Source organism: Desulfobacter sp. (genome assembly GCA_028768545.1).
Taxonomy (GTDB): domain Bacteria; phylum Desulfobacterota; class Desulfobacteria; order Desulfobacterales; family Desulfobacteraceae; genus Desulfobacter.
Genome location: CP054838.1, coordinates 2856635 through 2872622, shown reverse-complemented (window position 1 = coordinate 2872622; position 15988 = coordinate 2856635). Strand labels below are relative to the sequence as shown.

Sequence of the window (15988 nt, the reverse complement as noted above, 5' to 3'; positions counted from 1 at the left end):
TGAAAAGGAATTTTTCATGCGTTTTTTTATCATCTCAGTCATTGCCCTGGCAATATCTGTTGTGCCCTGCTTTGGCCAATCAGATCCCCTGAACCTGGATTTTAATCTCCCAGGTCCCCAAACCAAGGCCCACCAGACCTATCTTGGAATTTTACCGGGGCAAAGCTTTACCCTGAACCAGGTCAAGGCGGATATTTTAATCGTTGAAATTTTTTCAATGTACTGCCCCATCTGCCAGCGGGAAGCCACAAAAGTTAATCAGCTGTACAAAACAATCCAGGCGCTTGACAATCCATCTGTTAAAATAATCGGAATCGGGGCAGGAAATTCAGCGTTTGAAGTCGCATTTTTCAAAGAAAAGTATAAAATTGAATTTCCCCTGTTCAGTGACGGCAATTTTCGCATTCACAAGATACTTGGAGAAAAAGGCACCCCGTTTTTCATGGGTATCTCCCCCCAAAAAACAGGGCCCAAGGTTTTTTTCACCCATTCAGGTGAAATCAAGGATATACATCTCTTTGTTGAACGATTATTAAACAGATCCCAGCAAAGGAATTAAGATGCGTTATTTTGCCTGTATTTTAATTTTTCTCTTCTTAGCCTTTCCTTCGGCTTTAATGGGGACCTCCCGGCAGTTTGAAGACAAAATTTATGATCCTGGACCACTGGTCCCGAAAGACAGCCGCCTTAAGGTTTTCAAAGGGGACAAGGCACCGGATTTCACCCTCAGGTCCGTTTCAGGCAAAAGGGTCACCTTAAGCGATTTTCGCGGCAAACAAAACCTGCTCCTCTCATTTGTGCCTGCGGCCTGGACCCCGGTCTGCTCAGACCAGTGGCCCGGTTATAATATTGCAAAGCCCTTGTTTGAACAAAAACAGACCCTGTTGCTTGGCATTACCGTGGATAATATTCCCACCCTTTTTGCATGGACTCAACAGATGGGCAATCTCTGGTTTGAGGTACTATCTGATTTCTGGCCCCACGGAAAGGTTGCAAATGCCTATGGGGTGCTCAGAACGGACGGCACCGCAGAACGGGCCCTGATTCTCGTGGACAAACAGGGGATTATCCAGTGGACCCATGTTTCTGATATCAATATCCGCCCGGACCTGGGTATGATTATCCAGGCATTGGACCGGCTGGATTGATCTTTTGCAGACAAAAAAGTTTCCCTGACTTCCCCTCGTTTTAAATGATCGTTCAACGGGACAGCCGGAATTTCTTTTCTTTTTTACTCCCTTTCCACGGTTGAAAAATAATTTTTGCTCTTGAATAGGATCTATGGCAGGGCAGGCAATCTCAATACGCATGATTATAAATCATCTTCTGCCTCAATGCTTGACAATAGATATCAAGTTGCCTATGTGTAAGCTCAATGAGTATAAACGGTCAAAAAAATCTTCCCCCTTTAAATTTTTTTCATACCTGGCCAGGGCAGATATCAAAAATTTTAGTGCAAACAAGAGCCTGGCTTATGGGATGCACAATGATTGTCTCCTTGGTGTTAATGATACCCGCATCTTGGGTCAGCATTGATGGTTCAGGTGTTTCTTTCCTGGTGGATGATTCTGAAAGACACAAGGATTACCTGGCATTTGTAGATTCTTTTGGAACCGATGATTACCTTATCCTGGCAATTGAAAACAGCCTGAAAATTTCAGATCCCCAACTGCAAAAACGGATGAATAAAATTCATCACCAGCTCATGGACATGGACTCGGTTCTAAAGGTAATAGACCTTGGATCGATCGCATCCTCCAATCTCATTAAAATAGTCAGAAGGTCTGATTTCTGGAATGAAACCGAGCTTGCCAGAGTAAGACAAATCATACCCGGCGTTGGCCGCCTGGTATCCCATGACATGAAAACCCTGGCCGTGATTATCAAAATCAACAATGAAAACCTGAACGGATTCCAACTGGAAAAACAGCTTGACCAGATGAAACAGATTCTGATCGAAGAATTTCCAGAACATCCCCACTGCTATGCCTCTGGCATTCCGGTCCTGCGCGCTGCATTTGAACGCTACAATTTTCAAAGCGCTCTTGCCTTCGGCTGTATCGGGTTATTGTTCGGAACCCTGATCGCCTTTTATCTTTTTAGAACCCTGTGGGCCGCGGTGATGGTTTTTCTGACAAGTTTGGTCTCCCTGTTGTGGATGCTGGGATTCATGGGCGTTCTGGGTATTGACTTAAATCTTGCCACAGGGTTAAGTTTTGGGTTTATCCTGGTTGTATCCACCACAACGGTTTTTCATATTGTCTCAGCCTATCTTCAACAGCTGAAAACCGAATCAAAACACAGGGCTCTCTTAAACGCATTTCAAACGGTGTTATCCCCCTGTTTCATGTGCGCTTTGACCACATCTGCAGGATTTTTAAGCCTGACAATCAGCCCTGTGCCCATGGTGTGTCAAGCCGGCATCATTATTTCCATCGGGGTGATGCTGGCCTTTTGTTTAACCCTTGTGATCACCGCTTTTTTATTGCCGGTTCTTTTAACCTCTTGTCCTCAAAAAAATCTTAACGCATCCCCGAGATTGCTGGAACGCCTGATCAATACCTATATGATTATTGGATTTAGAAACCCCAAGCGTTGCGCAGGGCTGGGAATGGCCTTTATCCTTGTCATGTCATGGGCAATTCCTGAAATTCAAACCGTAAAGCATTTAACCCATGCCGCAATTAAAAACACCCAAGAGGCAAAAGACCTTGATTATATTGAACAGCAGATATCCACGACCACCTCTTTTTCGGTCATCCTCGAGCCAAATGCGAGCATGCTCCAAACCAAAAGATTCTGGTATGACCTCATCCAATACGAAAAAGAGATTAACACCATCCAGGGGGTTAAGGCGGTTGAGTCCATAACCCCCTTAATTTTCCGAATGGCACTTAAATTTTTTATCGGAGAAATCAGGCCTGAAAAAATATTTGACCAGCTCCTGGCCCAGAGCCATAAGAATGATGACCTGGAAGCCTATTATAATTCAAAAACAAAAAAAATAAGAATCATTGTACATATTCAAAACAGAACATCAGATCAGATTGAAACCATTCTCCGCCGGGTAGACAAACAAACAAAACACACCTTTGCAGGCAAAGCAGGAATTTCCCTGTCCGGCCAGATGCTTTTACTGCGCTCCCAGACCACAGATTTGGTCTCGTCCCAGATCAAGACCCTGGGTGTGGCCCTTTTTGTCATCACCATACTGATGATGATCCAGTTTAAATCCATTGTAATCGGTGCGTTGAGCCTGATACCCAACATGTTTCCCCTGGTCAGCATATTTGGAATAATGGGCTGGTGTCATATCCCGCTCGACCCGCTGACCATATTTGCCGCTGTGATCTCTTTTGGTCTATCGGTTGATGATTCCATTCATTATCTTGCCCAATTGAACAAAGAGATACGCCTTGCCAAACCCAAGGTCAAGATTCACACCTGTTTGAAAACAGCATACCATAAAACCGTCCGATCGCTTGTTTCCACGACAGCAGTTCTTTTTTTCGCCGCCCTGGGCCTGCTTTTTTCATCTTTTTCCCATGTCTTTTCATTGGGTATTTTGATATCTTGTGCATCCATCATCGCTTTGGCAGGAGATCTGATCTTTATGCCGGCAGCGATCCTGACGTTCAAACCCCTAAACCACTTTTTATCAGGTAAATTAAAAGAACCAACTTCATGATCCATTTTTTTAGTCATTATTTAAACAAAAAAAATGATTACTATTTTAACAACAGCTGGGACATCCATGCCCCTCTGGAGCAGTCCTGGAATGAATTGATAAACTATAAGCAATGGCCTCAATGGTGTCATGCCCTTGAAACCATAGACTCTATCGGCCAAACAGCTCATCTTAAAAAAGGCAATCATATCAGATCGGTCTGGAAAGGCACCCTTCCCTATACCATTTGTTTTGATGCCACCATCAAGGATGTTAAACCCTATTCGTTTTTATCGTTCACCGTGACAGGCGACCTCAATGGAGAGGGCAGCTGTCACTTCCTGGAATCAAACGAAAATACCCGGATTAATTTTATCTGGAATATTTTCCCCACCAAACTATGGATGAGGATGACCGCGCCATTTGCAAGACCATTGTTTATTGAAAACCATGATCTTGTCATCGAGCAGGCGGTCCAGGGCTTTGTTGGGATGATGGAAGAAAAACAAGGCCCCCTCCCGCCTGGATAATAAAAGGCAGCCTTTGAAACCAAAGGCCTGGGCAAAAATCCCCAACGTTTTTTCAATGTGGGGGATTTTTTTTACTCAGGTTTCGAACCGATGAACAAGGTTAATGAGACTTTATCCGGTTGTATATTTCAATGGTCATCTCGTCCGGTCCTGTATCCAGCTCTTTTTCAAGGGCCAATTTACATTGTTCAAAAATTCGGAGTGCATCACTTTTTAACCCGGCATCTTTGTGAAGAATCATTAAATTTTGAAAGGCCTCTTCATGGCAGGGGTCTATGCTCAAGACCGTCATCCAGGTATCTACCGCCTCCTGCCATTGATCAATCTCTTCGTGCATACCCGCTTTTTTTGCCAAGGCCTCAACACATTTTCTTCTGAAAAAATCCCTCAGCCCGGTGGTCCATTCCAAGTAAAGATCATCTGCCATATAATCGCCCCGGTACAAGGCAATGGCCTTTGAATAGACCTCGATGGCAGGGGTCATGGCCCCTTGTTTTTCCAAAAGATTGGCCTGGTTAATCCGATCTGAAAACATCTGGGTGTCCACATGCAAAAGCCCGGGATCCAGGGAGATACGCCCGGATTTAAGACTGATATAAACATAGCCCAGCTCTTTGACCGGCAAAGGCTCCAAAGCCTTTCTCAGCCGGTGAAGATTAACCTTGAAATTTTTTTCACCCGCACGAATACCCACCCCGGGCCAGAGGGTATCAATGAGAACCTCTTTGGGGATATCCTTACCGCCTTTGGCCACAATGGCCTTGAGCAAGAGCAAAGGTTTCGCCCCTCCGAACAAGGAGGGGGCCAGGGGATGTCCATAGATCTTTACTTCAAAAGACCCAAAGGTTCTGACAAAGATATCGGGCATGGCAGCACGATAGAGCAAGGCCAGTTTTTCTGCCCTGGCAGGTCTTTGTTTCTTGTCTGCCAAGTCAATACAACCAAAGATCTCACCCTGTATTTCACGGGACAAGGTCTTGCTTTTTAATTTTTTAAAGTACCCGACCAGGGAATCGGGCATATCTTGGGTCAGCGAGGCCAGAACAAATGCCCGGGCAAGGGTGGTTTCATTTAACAGGGGAAATTTTTTATATTTATTTTCAACCGCCTTTTCAAATCCCAGCCTGAAATAATCTTGTTCAGAGTCCTGGCCGGTTTCAAAGGATAAAATCCCACAGACCAGGGCGGTTTCACAAAAGCTTAAATCAGCGCCAATGGATTTAAAATAGGCAAGGCAGGGGTCAAGTTTGGTCTGGGCAAGATCTTTTTTCTCCAGATGAAACAAAGCGATCCCCTTGATCTGACGTGCCAGGTTAAGATGAATATCTCCCCGCCAGGACCGGCCAAGGTCCCTGACAGCCAGATCTGCCTCACGCACGGCCCTGGCATATGCCCCCTGAACCAGATGAGCCATGGCCTTAATCCTGTGTGAAATGCCAAGATAAAACTCATTGCCCTCAAGGATGGAGAAATCAGCAAGATGTTCTGCCGTCTGGATGGCCGGGTCAAACAGACCGACGGTGATCTGGTAAACCGCCTTGGCTTCCACAAACCCCGGGTAGAGAAAAATCAGTCCGAACTTTTCAATATCATCCTCTGATTTTTCCAGCAAAAGACCGGCCTCTTTGACATCTCCCTTTTTAAGGGCAAAATTGATATTGGTGATATTTTTCAATGCCCGGTATTCCGGGTACTGCCCTTGGTGGGTAAAGGCCCCAATTTTTTCAAGCATATTCCGGGCCCCTGAAAAATATCCGGACTGGACAAACCCCAAAGCCAAAATCACCGAGGCGTTGAGCATCAGATCCTGATTTTCAATACGCTGGGCCAGAACAAGGGCATTTTTACAGGCTGAAATCCCCTTGGGAATATCTCCGTTACCGGCAATGTATCCAAGCCCGATCTGCTGCCAGAGCAGGGTTCTGGCCCAGGTAAACCGATGTTGCCCCTGAAGGGTTAAAAGAATGGTTTCCCCCTGTTTAATCCATTCAAGAATCACCCGGGAGGGTTGCCGGATAAAAACAGAGGCCTCAATAAGATATGCTGTGGCCAGTAAAATCCCCCGGATATCTTTGTTTGATTTAAAGATTTTAAGGGCTGTTTGAAAGGCAACAATATTTTTTTTACCGCCCTTGATCCGCCGGGCCATGGTGGCAAACAACACCAGCCAGGGATCTTTTTCAACCAAATCCTTGGGCAGGGCATGGATCCATTCAGACAGGCGTTCTGCCCGTCCGTTGATCACATCTCCGGTCCCTTTGATTCTGATAATCTCGGCGATCTTTTTATGGGCTTTGGCCGCCATAAAAAAAGGGATTGCTTTTTCATGGTCCTTATTTTCCCAGTAAATCAAACCCGCACGCCAGTTTAACCGGTTCACCCCCGCCTCTCCCAAGGTGTTGAAAAGGTCTGCCTTTAAAAAATCCCTGAACAGGTGATTATATTTAAATACCGGCCATTGGCCAGAGGCATCGATTTTCTGGATAAATAAATTCTTTTTTTCCAGCCAGGTTAAAATAGCAAACGGATCCACCTCTTTAAAAAACGAGGCTAAAACCTGGGTATCCAGCTGTTCAAACAGGGCTGTTTTCATCAAAAAATCTCTGATTTCCGGATTCAAGGACTGGTAAATTTCAGATGAAAAATAAGAAAATGCCTCGGAATTCAACTGCTCGGGCAGCTGATTAAGGTCACGGGAATAGCGTATGGACTCGGAGACCAGGGTCAGGCCTCCGGCCCAGCCCTCGGTGATGGTCCAGATCTTTTCAATTTCCCGGGTCTCTAAGGGGGCACAGATTTCAGGTGTTTTTTCCTGAAGGTTAAAAAAGGCCAGGGCCTCATCAAGGGTGAAGGCAAGATCTGCATTGGTCAGGCAGACCAGCTGTTTTTTCATTTTCAGCCGGCTCAGGTTGATCCTGGGCTGAACCCTGGACAAGAGAAAAAACCGAGTTGTCCCAGGGGCCTCCTGAATTAAGCGCTCCATGAGTTCAAAGGCAGATCCATCCTGATCCAAAGATTCCAGATCATCCAGAATAATATTCAAATTCGGAGGTTTTTGATTCAACAGGGTCACCAGGATCTCAACCTGGCGCAGCAGGTCCTTTCTAATGCCCAGGGTCACATGGGGTACGGCCTGGCCAGCACCTGAATCCATCGGCCCCATCCCCTGGGCAAGGATTTCAAACAACACCCCATGATCTGAAGCGCTTTGGTTCAAATGAAACCAAAGGCTCGGGCTTTCCTGGGCCGATAAAAAATCCGCCACCAGGGTTGACTTGCCCTGGGCTGCCTGGCCGGTCACCAGAACCACCCGGCAACGGCCGTGGGATTTGAGCTGCTTGAACAGCCGGGGACGGGACAAGGCGTCTGCCACCGTGGGAATATAGGTACCGGTCTGGATCAAAATTCGGGTTCCTGGGGTTTTCCAGGCAAAAGCTCGGCCAGATTATGGATGCCGGCCATTTCAAAAAACCGGATATAATTATACGAAAGCCCTTTTATCCTGATTTTGATCCCTTGTTCACCGGTCACCTGGAGAAAATCGGTAAATTGATAAAGCCCCTGACGGTCAATGGAAAACTCAGGATGAAAGTCAAACTCAATGATATCCCCTTTGTTGAGACCCGAGGTGGCCTCGGCCAGTTTTGTTCCGATATGTTTTGCACCCCTGCCCTTTACCCCGATGGTCAGCCCCGCTTTTTTTCGTGCAAATTCAAGACAAAACTCCTGGGGTGATATCCGTTTGGCCCTTTTTTCCGCCCGGACCAATGCCTCATTCAAGGCCTGGCGCTCCACCGGTTTATTGATAAAATCAGAGGCATCCAGGTCCAGGGCCTCAAGGGCCCGGTCCATGTCCCCGTGGCCCGTGATAATGATCACCTGGCATTGGGGCCTTGCCGCCCGGATCTGCCTGAGCACCTCAAGCCCGTCCATGCCGGGCATTCGGATATCGGTAAACACCATGTCCGGATTAAGATCTTGGAAAAGATCCATGCCCTCTTCCCCGTTCTCGGCCGTATACACCTCATAGCCATAGGCTGCCAAAAAAAATTTAAACATTGCCAGGGTTGGTTTTTCATCATCAATTACGAGAATTTTCATGGCCAGCAGCCTCCTTGTTTAAATCATGGGCAGGGTTCTGTTGCAAAAAATATTTCCAGGACAAAGAGATCGTTCAGGCGTAAAATTTACGCAGCATAAGAAAACAGATTTTCGACGAATTCTTTCTGCTTTAAAATTTCTCCCTTCCTGATATTTTTAACTTGTCCTTTTCTGATCATGTTCATAATTTCATAGCCTTTTAGCGTCCGCCAGGCAGAATGAAATGTCTTGAACCCCATACCAGCTCTGACAAGCTTTTTGATAAACCGGTGGTCTTGCTCAATAATATTGTTCAGATATTTATTCTGTCTTAGGATACAGTCCTTATTCAGAAGCTTTTTTTCTTTCAAAGCCTTTACTGCCGGAGGATATGCAGGATTTCCGTCAACACTCAGAACCCGAGGTCTGGAGCTATTGGAAGCTCGCAGCATCTTTTTAAAAAATCGTTTGGCAGATTCCATATTACGTCTGCTGCGAAGAAGAAAATCGATGGTATTTCCACGGGAATCGACCGCTCGGTAAAGATACTTCATTTTCCCCCGCACCTTGATATATGTTTCATCAATACGGTAAGAATCATTTGATTGCCGCAGATACTTCCTGCTTCGCTTTTCCATTTCAGGAGCATAGCGCTGAACCCATCGGTAAATGGTACTGTGATCCACAGACAAGCCCCGTTCTTGCATCATCTCTTCCAGATTCCTGTAACTCAGTTGATATCTCAGATACCAGCGAACATTCAACAGGATGATTTCTTTTTCATAATGACGCCACTTGAAAGGGTTTTCATTTTTCATACTATCTCTCTGCAAATAAATTAGTGCCAAAACGGACTTGTATCAGACATTAATAATTTTTTGCAACAGAACCCTCAAGAGCCTGTTTATAAAGATCCTCAAAGATAAATTGCAGTTGTTCGAGTCCCCTGTGATTGATGGCTTCACAGAAACTACTACGGCTGATACCACCGTCTGGCGCAATATTTTCTTTAGCAAAAACATTCTCCTTGAGATCCTGAATTAAATGTCGGGCAGACTTGTGCTCCTGAAGATGGAAATAAACCAAAGCATTTATCTGGTCTTCGAATGTCATTTTTAAAGGGCGGTCTCCTCGAGATTGTAATTCCGGTGCTTTTGAAAGTGACTTTATCAGAGGGCACCTGAAATTGTCAAAGTTCAGGGACCGTAGTTGTTTTTTAGGGACTGAGATGTGCGTCATTTGAGCTCCTTGAGTTAAATTTTCAAGGCGCACAAAAATTTTTACGCACATTTGTCAACACAAAACAGACTGTTTTTTCAATGATTTTAGATGCTTTTTATATGCAACAACCTAACCGGACACTACTGAATAAAAATAGAACAATGAAAAAGAAAAAATGAAAATTTTTAGCAAAGTCCAGTAAATCCCTTTGTCGAAAGTCTTATGGTTCAATAGAAAACACTGTTTTGAAGAATGAATAACTATTCATTTTACAAATAGTATAAATTCTGCTATAGGTTTTTACCGTTTGGACAAACTATTGGTAAATGGCAGTTGCGCAGCACTCTGGTGCTGAAAATAGCTGCTCGATGCCAGACCCGAGCAGCAAATGATTATAAGGGATATTGACTATGAGTTTTCAAGAAAAACTTTCCTCTGGGGACTTTGCTGTTTTGGCTGAGATGAATCCTCCCAAAGGGATTGATATATCAGATCTCATTACCCACGCCACCCATTTGAAATCACGAATTGATGCTGTTGTTATTCCTGACATGGACACAGGTGTCATGCAGATGAGTGCATTGGCCTGCGGTTCTCTCATGAAACAGCAGGGCATTGATCCCATGATTCACCTCTATGGCCGGGATCGTAACCGCATGGCCCTTCAGGGCGATCTTCTGGCAGCCCATGTCCTGGGTATCCACAACTTTCTTGTGGTCCAGGGTGAAGAGATGGTCAACGGTGATCACCCTGACTCAAAAATTGTTGATGACTTGGACGAACAAGGGCTTTTGTCCATGATCAATTCATTGGTCCAGGGCAAGGATATGGCCGGATTTGATCTCAAAGGCGTTCCCAGCCTTTCTGCCGGATGCACCATTGCACCCATTGCAGACGAGGCCCAGCTTGAAAAGGAAAAACAGGCCGCCCAAAAGAAGATAGACGCTGGTGCCGGTTTTCTCATGTTGCCTCCAGTTTTTGATATCAAGTTTTATTCAAAAATTTTAGAGACCTTTTCATCCCTCAATGTACCGTTGATTGCCTCGGTCTTCTTATTAAAGAATGTTGGCATGGCACGGTATATTTCTATTAACGACCCCAATTCCCGTCTTTCAGAGGACCTTATTCGCCGCATCCGCAAGGCCAGCGATCGTGAAGCTGAATGCATAGCCATTGCCGGTGAGATGATTTTAGCCCTCAAACAGGTGTCCCAGGGGATTAAGATTTCCGCTCTGGGCTGGGAAGACAGGTTGCCTGCAATTTTAGACAGTGCAGGTCTTTAGGGTATAACAACATCCATTGCCGGAATTTTGAGTCTGTATGGGATTACAGGCAATGGATATCCATGGATAAAAACAGATAAACGTTAAGGTTGGACATGCAAAATATTAAACAAGACGATAAAGCGTCAGGCGAAAAACGTGTGCTCGTCATTGGCGGCGGTGTCGGCGGAATTAGGGCAGCGCTTGATCTTGCCGAATCCCGCAAAGAGGTACTGCTCATTGATTCGGATTATGCCATTGGCGGTTTGATGACCCAGCTGGACCGAACTTTTCCCACCAATAATTGTGACTTGTGTACGGTTTCTCCCTTTTTATCTGCCTCAGCCAGGGAACAATTCCTCCAGGTCAGCCCCATGACCGTATTGGAAAAATTAACAGGCGAGGCTGGAAATTTTAAGGCAACCCTTAAAACTGCGCCAAGATATATTGATATTGACAAATGTACCGGTTGCGGGGAGTGCGTTAAAAAGTTTCCCAAGGCAGTTCGATTTACTCCGGGCCTGGACCCTAGAGCACCCACCTGTATGCGCTACCCCCAGGCAACCCCCTATGCCTTTTCCATTGATATGGACAAGGTAGATGACGTGGCGGCCCTTGAGTCTGTCTGTAAGGCCCAGGCCATTTTGCCCGATGATCAGGAACAAGAGACCACCATTAATATCGGGTCTGTGGTACTCAGCGTGGGGGCTGAACTTTTTAACCCCCAAGCCCTGGATAATTTTGGCGGTGGAAAATTTGACAATGTCGTGACAGGGCTTGAGTATGAACGGATTATGTCTGCTTCCGGTCCGTTTCAGGGAAGCCTTTTAAGAAAATCCGATCAAAAGCGTCCCCGGAAAGTCGCCTGGATCCAATGTGTGGGATCCAGAGGGATCAACAATGCTGATGTCCCCTATTGTTCGGGTGTCTGCTGCATGTATGCCCTCAAAGAGGCCATGGTCACCAAGGAGCGGTTTGGACAAGATATTGAAACCACGATTTTTTTCATGGATATGCGGACCCATGGCAAGGATTATGAGCAGTACTATAACCGGGCCAGAGAAGATTTCGGTGTCAGAATGGTCCGCTCCCGTCCCCATACCATTGTTGAACTGCCCGATACCAAAAATCTGTCTATTTCCTATGCCTTGGAAGATACCTCTGCCCATGAAGTAGAGGAGTTTGACATGGTTGTCCTTTCCACGGGATTTCGGCCCTCGGCAAGCACTGTGGATCTGGCCGGAAGGCTGGGCATTGATCTTAATGTTCATAAGTTTGCCAAAACCGATAATTTTAATCCTGTGAAAACCTCAAAAGACGGGGTCTATGTCTGTGGTGTCTACGAGAGCCCCAAAGATATTCCCGAAACCATGGTGCAGGCCAGTGCCGCAGCCTCCATGGCCGGTGCGGATGTGCCGAGCACTCCCGGAATTGATGTGGCTGAATTTGAATTCCCGCCCGAAAGGGATGTCACGGGTCAGGATCCCAAAATAGGGGTTTTTGTCTGTGACTGCGGATTTGAGATCGGCGGGGTTGTGGATGTGGCCCAGGTGCTGGATCATGCCCGGACCAATCCGGATGTGATGGTTGCTGAAGCCGTGGGCTACGGTTGCTCTGCTGAATCCATGACCCGGATCGAATCCATGATAAAAGAACACGGGCTCAACCGTGTGGTCATTGGCGGGTGTTCGCCACGGACCCATGAAACCAAATTCCAGGACCTTCTCAAGCGGGTGGGGCTTAACCGTTACCTGGTTGAGATCGTCAACCTCCGGGATCAGAATACCTGGGCCCATCTCACCGAACCCAAAGAAGCCCTTGAAAAAGCCTTTAAACTCATGCAGATCGGTATTTCAGGTGTCAGAATGGCCCGGCCCCTGACGGACAATGCCCTGCCCATGAGCCAGAAGGCCCTAGTTGTCGGCGGTGGTGTTACCGGCATGACTGCTGCCCTGAAACTGGCAGACCAGGGCGTATACACCTATCTTGTTGAACGAGCGCCTTCTTTGGGCGGTTTGGCACGATCCATTTCAAAGACCATTGAGGGTGAAAATGTCACCGCCTTTATTGATGATCTGATCTCCAAGGTTAACGGACATGACAATATCAGGGTCATGGCCCGGTCCATTATTGTTGACCATGAGGGCATGCCCGGACTTTTCAAGACCGGTATCCAGACGGGGTTGCGCATGAACTATATGCAGATTGACCACGGGGTGACCATCCTGGCCACAGGGGCGCTTGCCAACCGGCCGGCTCAATATGGTTTAGGCGCCATTGACCCGGTGATGACCCAGCTGGACCTTGATGAACTGCTGGAAAATGATGAAGAAAAGATAAAGGCCATGAACCAGGTGGTCATGATCCAGTGCGTGGGCTCCCGTGAAAAGGAAAATCCCAACTGTTCCAGGGTCTGCTGCCAGGCGGCCATGAAAAATGCCCTTCGTCTCAAAGCGATTCATCCGGATATTGAAATCTTTGTTCTGTACAGGGATATCAGGACCTATGGATTTCAGGAGGATTATTACAGGGAAGCCAGGGATAAAGGGGTAAAGTTCATCCGGTTTGCCCTGGAAAACAGGCCCGTGGTCAGAGAGGAAGAGGGTAAAACCCTTGTCAGGGTCCATGACTTTATTCTGGGGTCTGATATTGATATTGAGGCCGATTGTGTCGCCTTGAGCACCGGGTTCATTGCTGATGATGAAACCACTGAAGATCTGGCCATGATGTTTCATCTGCCCAGAACCGAGGATAATTATTTTCTTGAAGATCATGTCAAGCTTCGGCCGGTGGATATGGCCCTTCGGGGATTTTTCCTTGCAGGGACCGCCCACTCACCCAAAATTATCCGTGAGAGCGTGACCCAGGCGCTGGCCGTTGCCGGCCGTGCCAGGACCATGCTGGCCCAGAAAGAGATCAACCTGGGGGCTGCTGTGGCCCGGGTGGATGCCAACAAGTGCGCCTCCTGCCTGATCTGCGTCAGGGCCTGTCCCTTTGATATTCCCTTTATTAATGCAGACGGATATTCCGAGATTGATCCGGCCAAGTGCCACGGCTGCGGGGTTTGCGCAGCAGAATGTCCTGCAAAGGCCATTCAACTGCTGGCCTATGAAGATGACCAGATTTTAGCTAAATTAGATGGTTTATTTGAGAGGTATAACTAATGGAAAATTTTGAACCGGAAATTGTGGCATTCTGCTGCCATTATTGCGCATATACAGCCGCGGATATGGCTGGCAGCAAACGGATTTCCTATCCGTCCAACGTGAAAATCATCCGGGTTCCCTGTACCGGCAAGGTGGATGCCATCCATTTGATGAAAGCCCTTGAAAAAGGGGCGGACGGCGTCTATGTGGTCGGATGCCTGGAAGGGGACTGCCATTTTAAAAACGGCAATCTTCGGGCCAAAGCCAGGGTGATCAAAGTGCAAAAGATTTTAGAAGATTTAGGATGGGAACCTGACCGGGTGGCCATGATCACCATGTCTGCCGGCATGGGCGAGCATTTTGCCAAAACTGCCCGTGAATTTACCGATAAGATAAAACAATTGGGCCCGAATCCTGTTAAAACAGCAGCCAAGGCCGTATAACTTAAATACTTCGGAGAAAAAAAATGATAACAGCAGAACAAAAACCCATACAGGAAATTATCCAGTATATCGCGCCCTATGACAAGATCCTCCTGGTCGGCTGTAACGAATGTGTCACCGTTTGTGCTGCCGGCGGCAGAAAAGAGGTGGGGTTTTTAGCCTCTGCCCTTCATCTGAACAGCCTGAAAAACGGGAAAACCATTGATATCAAAGAAATCACCCTGGAACGCCAATGCGATCCTGAATATGTTGAAGAATTGGTCGCCAATGTCGGTGAAGTGGATGCCATTTTGTCCATGGCCTGCGGCTGCGGGGTTCAAACCGTTGCAGCTCGCTACAAAGTGCCTGTGTTTCCTGCCGTCAACACCAAGTTCATGGGCGCCTCTTTAGGCCAGGGCGTCTGGGATGAACGCTGTCAGGGATGCGGAGACTGCATGCTCGGGATTACCGGTGGGATCTGCCCGGTTGCAAGATGCTCCAAAAGCTTGCTCAACGGTCCCTGCGGCGGAACGTCCAATGGTCAATGCGAGGTAGATCTCAGTATTGACTGTGCCTGGAGACTGATCTGGGAACGGCTCAAGGAATTGGGTATTGAAGACCGGTATGAAGAACTCAACGTAGCAAAAGACTGGCGCCCCGCAGGCGGCGGCGGACCCAGAAAAATTATCAGGGAGGATTTGGCATAATGAAAACTGAAAGCAGACTGGAAAAAGTACTGGAATCCGGAGAACTTGCCGTTACCTCTGAAGTGGGTCCTCCCAGAGGGTGCAACGTTGAGATTGTAAAAGAAAAAGCCAATTTGATCAAAGATTATGTTGACGGTATTAATATTACGGACAACCAGACCGCCATGGTCAGAATGTCCTCCATTGCCGGCGGTGTGATTATCAAGCAGATGGGGCTGGATCCCATTATTCAGATGGTCTCCCGGGACAGGAACCGTCTGGCCATGCAGGCCGATATTATCGGTGCCTATGCCTTGGGCATCAATACCATGCTCTGCCTTTCCGGCGACCATCCCAAGTTCGGAGATCACCCCATGGCCAAATCTGTCTATGATGTGGATTCCATTAATATGCTGGCCATGGTCAAGAATATGAGGGATGAGGCCAAGTTCCAGGGCGGGGCCGAGATTAAAAATCCGCCCAAGATGTTCATTGGTGCGGCGGCCAATCCCTTTGCCGATCCCTTTGAGCTTCGGGTCATGCGCCTGGCCAAAAAAGTGGCCGCAGGTGTTGATTTTATCCAGACCCAGTGTATATTCAACATGGATAAATTTGAAGAATGGATGAAAGGCGTTTGTGACAGGGGACTTGATAAACAGGTCCATATCCTGGCCGGCATCACGCCCATGAAATCCGTGGGCATGGCCCGGTACATGAAAAATAAAGTACCTGGAATGGATGTGCCCGACGAGGTGATCAAACGCCTGGAAGGGGTTTCCAAGGAACAGCAGCCCGAAGAAGGCATCAAGATGGCCATTGAGCAAATTGAACGGCTCAAGGAGTGCAAAGGGGTTCACGGATTCCATATTATGGCCATTGAATGGGAACAAAGGGTACATGAAATTGTAAAAGGGGCTGGCTTATATCCCCGGCCTCAGGTATAAGGAAAAAGGGGTGAAAGTTCTTTTGTTAGC

General features: G+C 47.1%; 12 protein-coding genes and 1 pseudogene. 9 read left to right on the top strand and 4 right to left on the bottom strand.

Annotated elements, in window-relative coordinates; genetic code table 11:
* Window positions 1-16 precede the first annotated feature (16 nt).
* From HUN05_13910 to HUN05_13895, 4 genes are all read left to right on the top strand, one after another.
* Window positions 17-559, top strand: a complete 543-nt coding sequence (locus HUN05_13910; GenBank protein WDP86084.1) for a TlpA family protein disulfide reductase — start codon at window positions 17-19, stop codon at window positions 557-559.
* Window position 560: 1 nt separating this feature from the next.
* Complete coding sequence (locus HUN05_13905; protein WDP86083.1) at window positions 561-1148, top strand: peroxiredoxin; 588 nt, start codon at window positions 561-563, stop codon at window positions 1146-1148.
* A gap of 359 nt (window positions 1149-1507) precedes the next feature.
* Complete coding sequence (locus tag HUN05_13900; protein ID WDP86082.1) at window positions 1508-3688, top strand: MMPL family transporter; 2181 nt, start codon at window positions 1508-1510, stop codon at window positions 3686-3688.
* On the top strand, window positions 3685-4197 hold the full coding sequence (locus tag HUN05_13895) for a hypothetical protein (protein ID WDP86081.1): 513 nt from the start codon (window positions 3685-3687) through the stop codon (window positions 4195-4197). The genes HUN05_13900 and HUN05_13895 overlap by 4 nt, the downstream gene beginning before the upstream one ends.
* Before the next feature lie 100 nt (window positions 4198-4297).
* Here HUN05_13895 and HUN05_13890 read toward each other — a convergent pair whose 3' ends face one another.
* The 4 genes and pseudogenes from HUN05_13890 to HUN05_13875 all read right to left on the bottom strand — a co-directional run bounded on the left by HUN05_13890 (window position 4298) and on the right by HUN05_13875 (window position 9516).
* Entirely contained in the window at window positions 4298-7600 is a 3303-nt protein-coding gene (locus tag HUN05_13890; protein WDP86080.1) for a protein MalT, read from the bottom strand.
* Window positions 7597-8298 (bottom strand): response regulator, encoded by a 702-nt coding sequence (locus HUN05_13885; GenBank protein ID WDP86079.1) that lies wholly within the window; start codon window positions 8296-8298, stop codon window positions 7597-7599. Before HUN05_13885 ends, HUN05_13890 begins: the two co-directional genes overlap by 4 nt.
* A gap of 86 nt (window positions 8299-8384) precedes the next feature.
* Window positions 8385-9095 (bottom strand): IS6 family transposase, encoded by a 711-nt coding sequence (locus HUN05_13880; GenBank protein WDP86078.1) that lies wholly within the window; start codon window positions 9093-9095, stop codon window positions 8385-8387.
* Window positions 9096-9174: 79 nt separating this feature from the next.
* A pseudogene (locus HUN05_13875) lies at window positions 9175-9516 on the bottom strand (IS4 family transposase).
* Window positions 9517-9908: 392 nt separating this feature from the next.
* On the opposite strand from HUN05_13875, the gene HUN05_13870 reads away from it, so the two are divergent.
* The 5 genes from HUN05_13870 to HUN05_13850 all read left to right on the top strand — a co-directional run bounded on the left by HUN05_13870 (window position 9909) and on the right by HUN05_13850 (window position 15958).
* The gene (locus tag HUN05_13870) at window positions 9909-10781 is read left to right on the top strand and encodes a methylenetetrahydrofolate reductase (protein WDP86077.1); all 873 of its coding nucleotides are present in this window, start codon (window positions 9909-9911) and stop codon (window positions 10779-10781) included.
* A 95-nt stretch (window positions 10782-10876) separates the two neighbouring features.
* Window positions 10877-13924 carry a CoB--CoM heterodisulfide reductase iron-sulfur subunit A family protein gene (locus tag HUN05_13865; GenBank protein WDP86076.1) on the top strand — a complete coding sequence of 1016 codons (3048 nt, stop codon included), beginning with the start codon at window positions 10877-10879 and terminating at the stop codon, window positions 13922-13924.
* Complete coding sequence (locus tag HUN05_13860; GenBank protein WDP86075.1) at window positions 13924-14349, top strand: hydrogenase iron-sulfur subunit; 426 nt, start codon at window positions 13924-13926, stop codon at window positions 14347-14349. Before HUN05_13865 ends, HUN05_13860 begins: the two co-directional genes overlap by 1 nt.
* A gap of 23 nt (window positions 14350-14372) precedes the next feature.
* Window positions 14373-15035: a methylenetetrahydrofolate reductase C-terminal domain-containing protein gene (locus HUN05_13855; protein ID WDP86074.1), complete on the top strand. Its 663-nt coding sequence runs from the start codon at window positions 14373-14375 to the stop codon at window positions 15033-15035.
* A complete protein-coding gene (locus HUN05_13850) occupies window positions 15035-15958 on the top strand; it encodes a methylenetetrahydrofolate reductase (protein ID WDP86073.1) in 924 nt (307 codons plus the stop codon). Before HUN05_13855 ends, HUN05_13850 begins: the two co-directional genes overlap by 1 nt.
* The last annotated feature ends 30 nt before the right edge of the window (window positions 15959-15988 follow it).

Bases quoted from the DNA above. Each gene is read 5' to 3' on its own strand.
- HUN05_13860 (WDP86075.1), top strand. From the start codon at position 13,924: ATGGAAAATTTTGAACCGGAAATTGTGGCATTCTGCTGCCATTATTGC.
- HUN05_13905 (WDP86083.1), top strand. From the start codon at position 561: ATGCGTTATTTTGCCTGTATTTTAATTTTTCTCTTCTTAGCCTTTCCT.
- HUN05_13880 (WDP86078.1), bottom strand. From the start codon at position 9,095: ATGAAAAATGAAAACCCTTTCAAGTGGCGTCATTATGAAAAAGAAATC.
- HUN05_13895 (WDP86081.1), top strand. From the start codon at position 3,685: ATGATCCATTTTTTTAGTCATTATTTAAACAAAAAAAATGATTACTAT.
- HUN05_13870 (WDP86077.1), top strand. From the start codon at position 9,909: ATGAGTTTTCAAGAAAAACTTTCCTCTGGGGACTTTGCTGTTTTGGCT.
- HUN05_13850 (WDP86073.1), top strand. From the start codon at position 15,035: ATGAAAACTGAAAGCAGACTGGAAAAAGTACTGGAATCCGGAGAACTT.
- HUN05_13900 (WDP86082.1), top strand. From the start codon at position 1,508: ATGATACCCGCATCTTGGGTCAGCATTGATGGTTCAGGTGTTTCTTTC.
- HUN05_13855 (WDP86074.1), top strand. From the start codon at position 14,373: ATGATAACAGCAGAACAAAAACCCATACAGGAAATTATCCAGTATATC.
- HUN05_13865 (WDP86076.1), top strand. From the start codon at position 10,877: ATGCAAAATATTAAACAAGACGATAAAGCGTCAGGCGAAAAACGTGTG.
- HUN05_13885 (WDP86079.1), bottom strand. From the start codon at position 8,298: ATGAAAATTCTCGTAATTGATGATGAAAAACCAACCCTGGCAATGTTT.
- HUN05_13910 (WDP86084.1), top strand. From the start codon at position 17: ATGCGTTTTTTTATCATCTCAGTCATTGCCCTGGCAATATCTGTTGTG.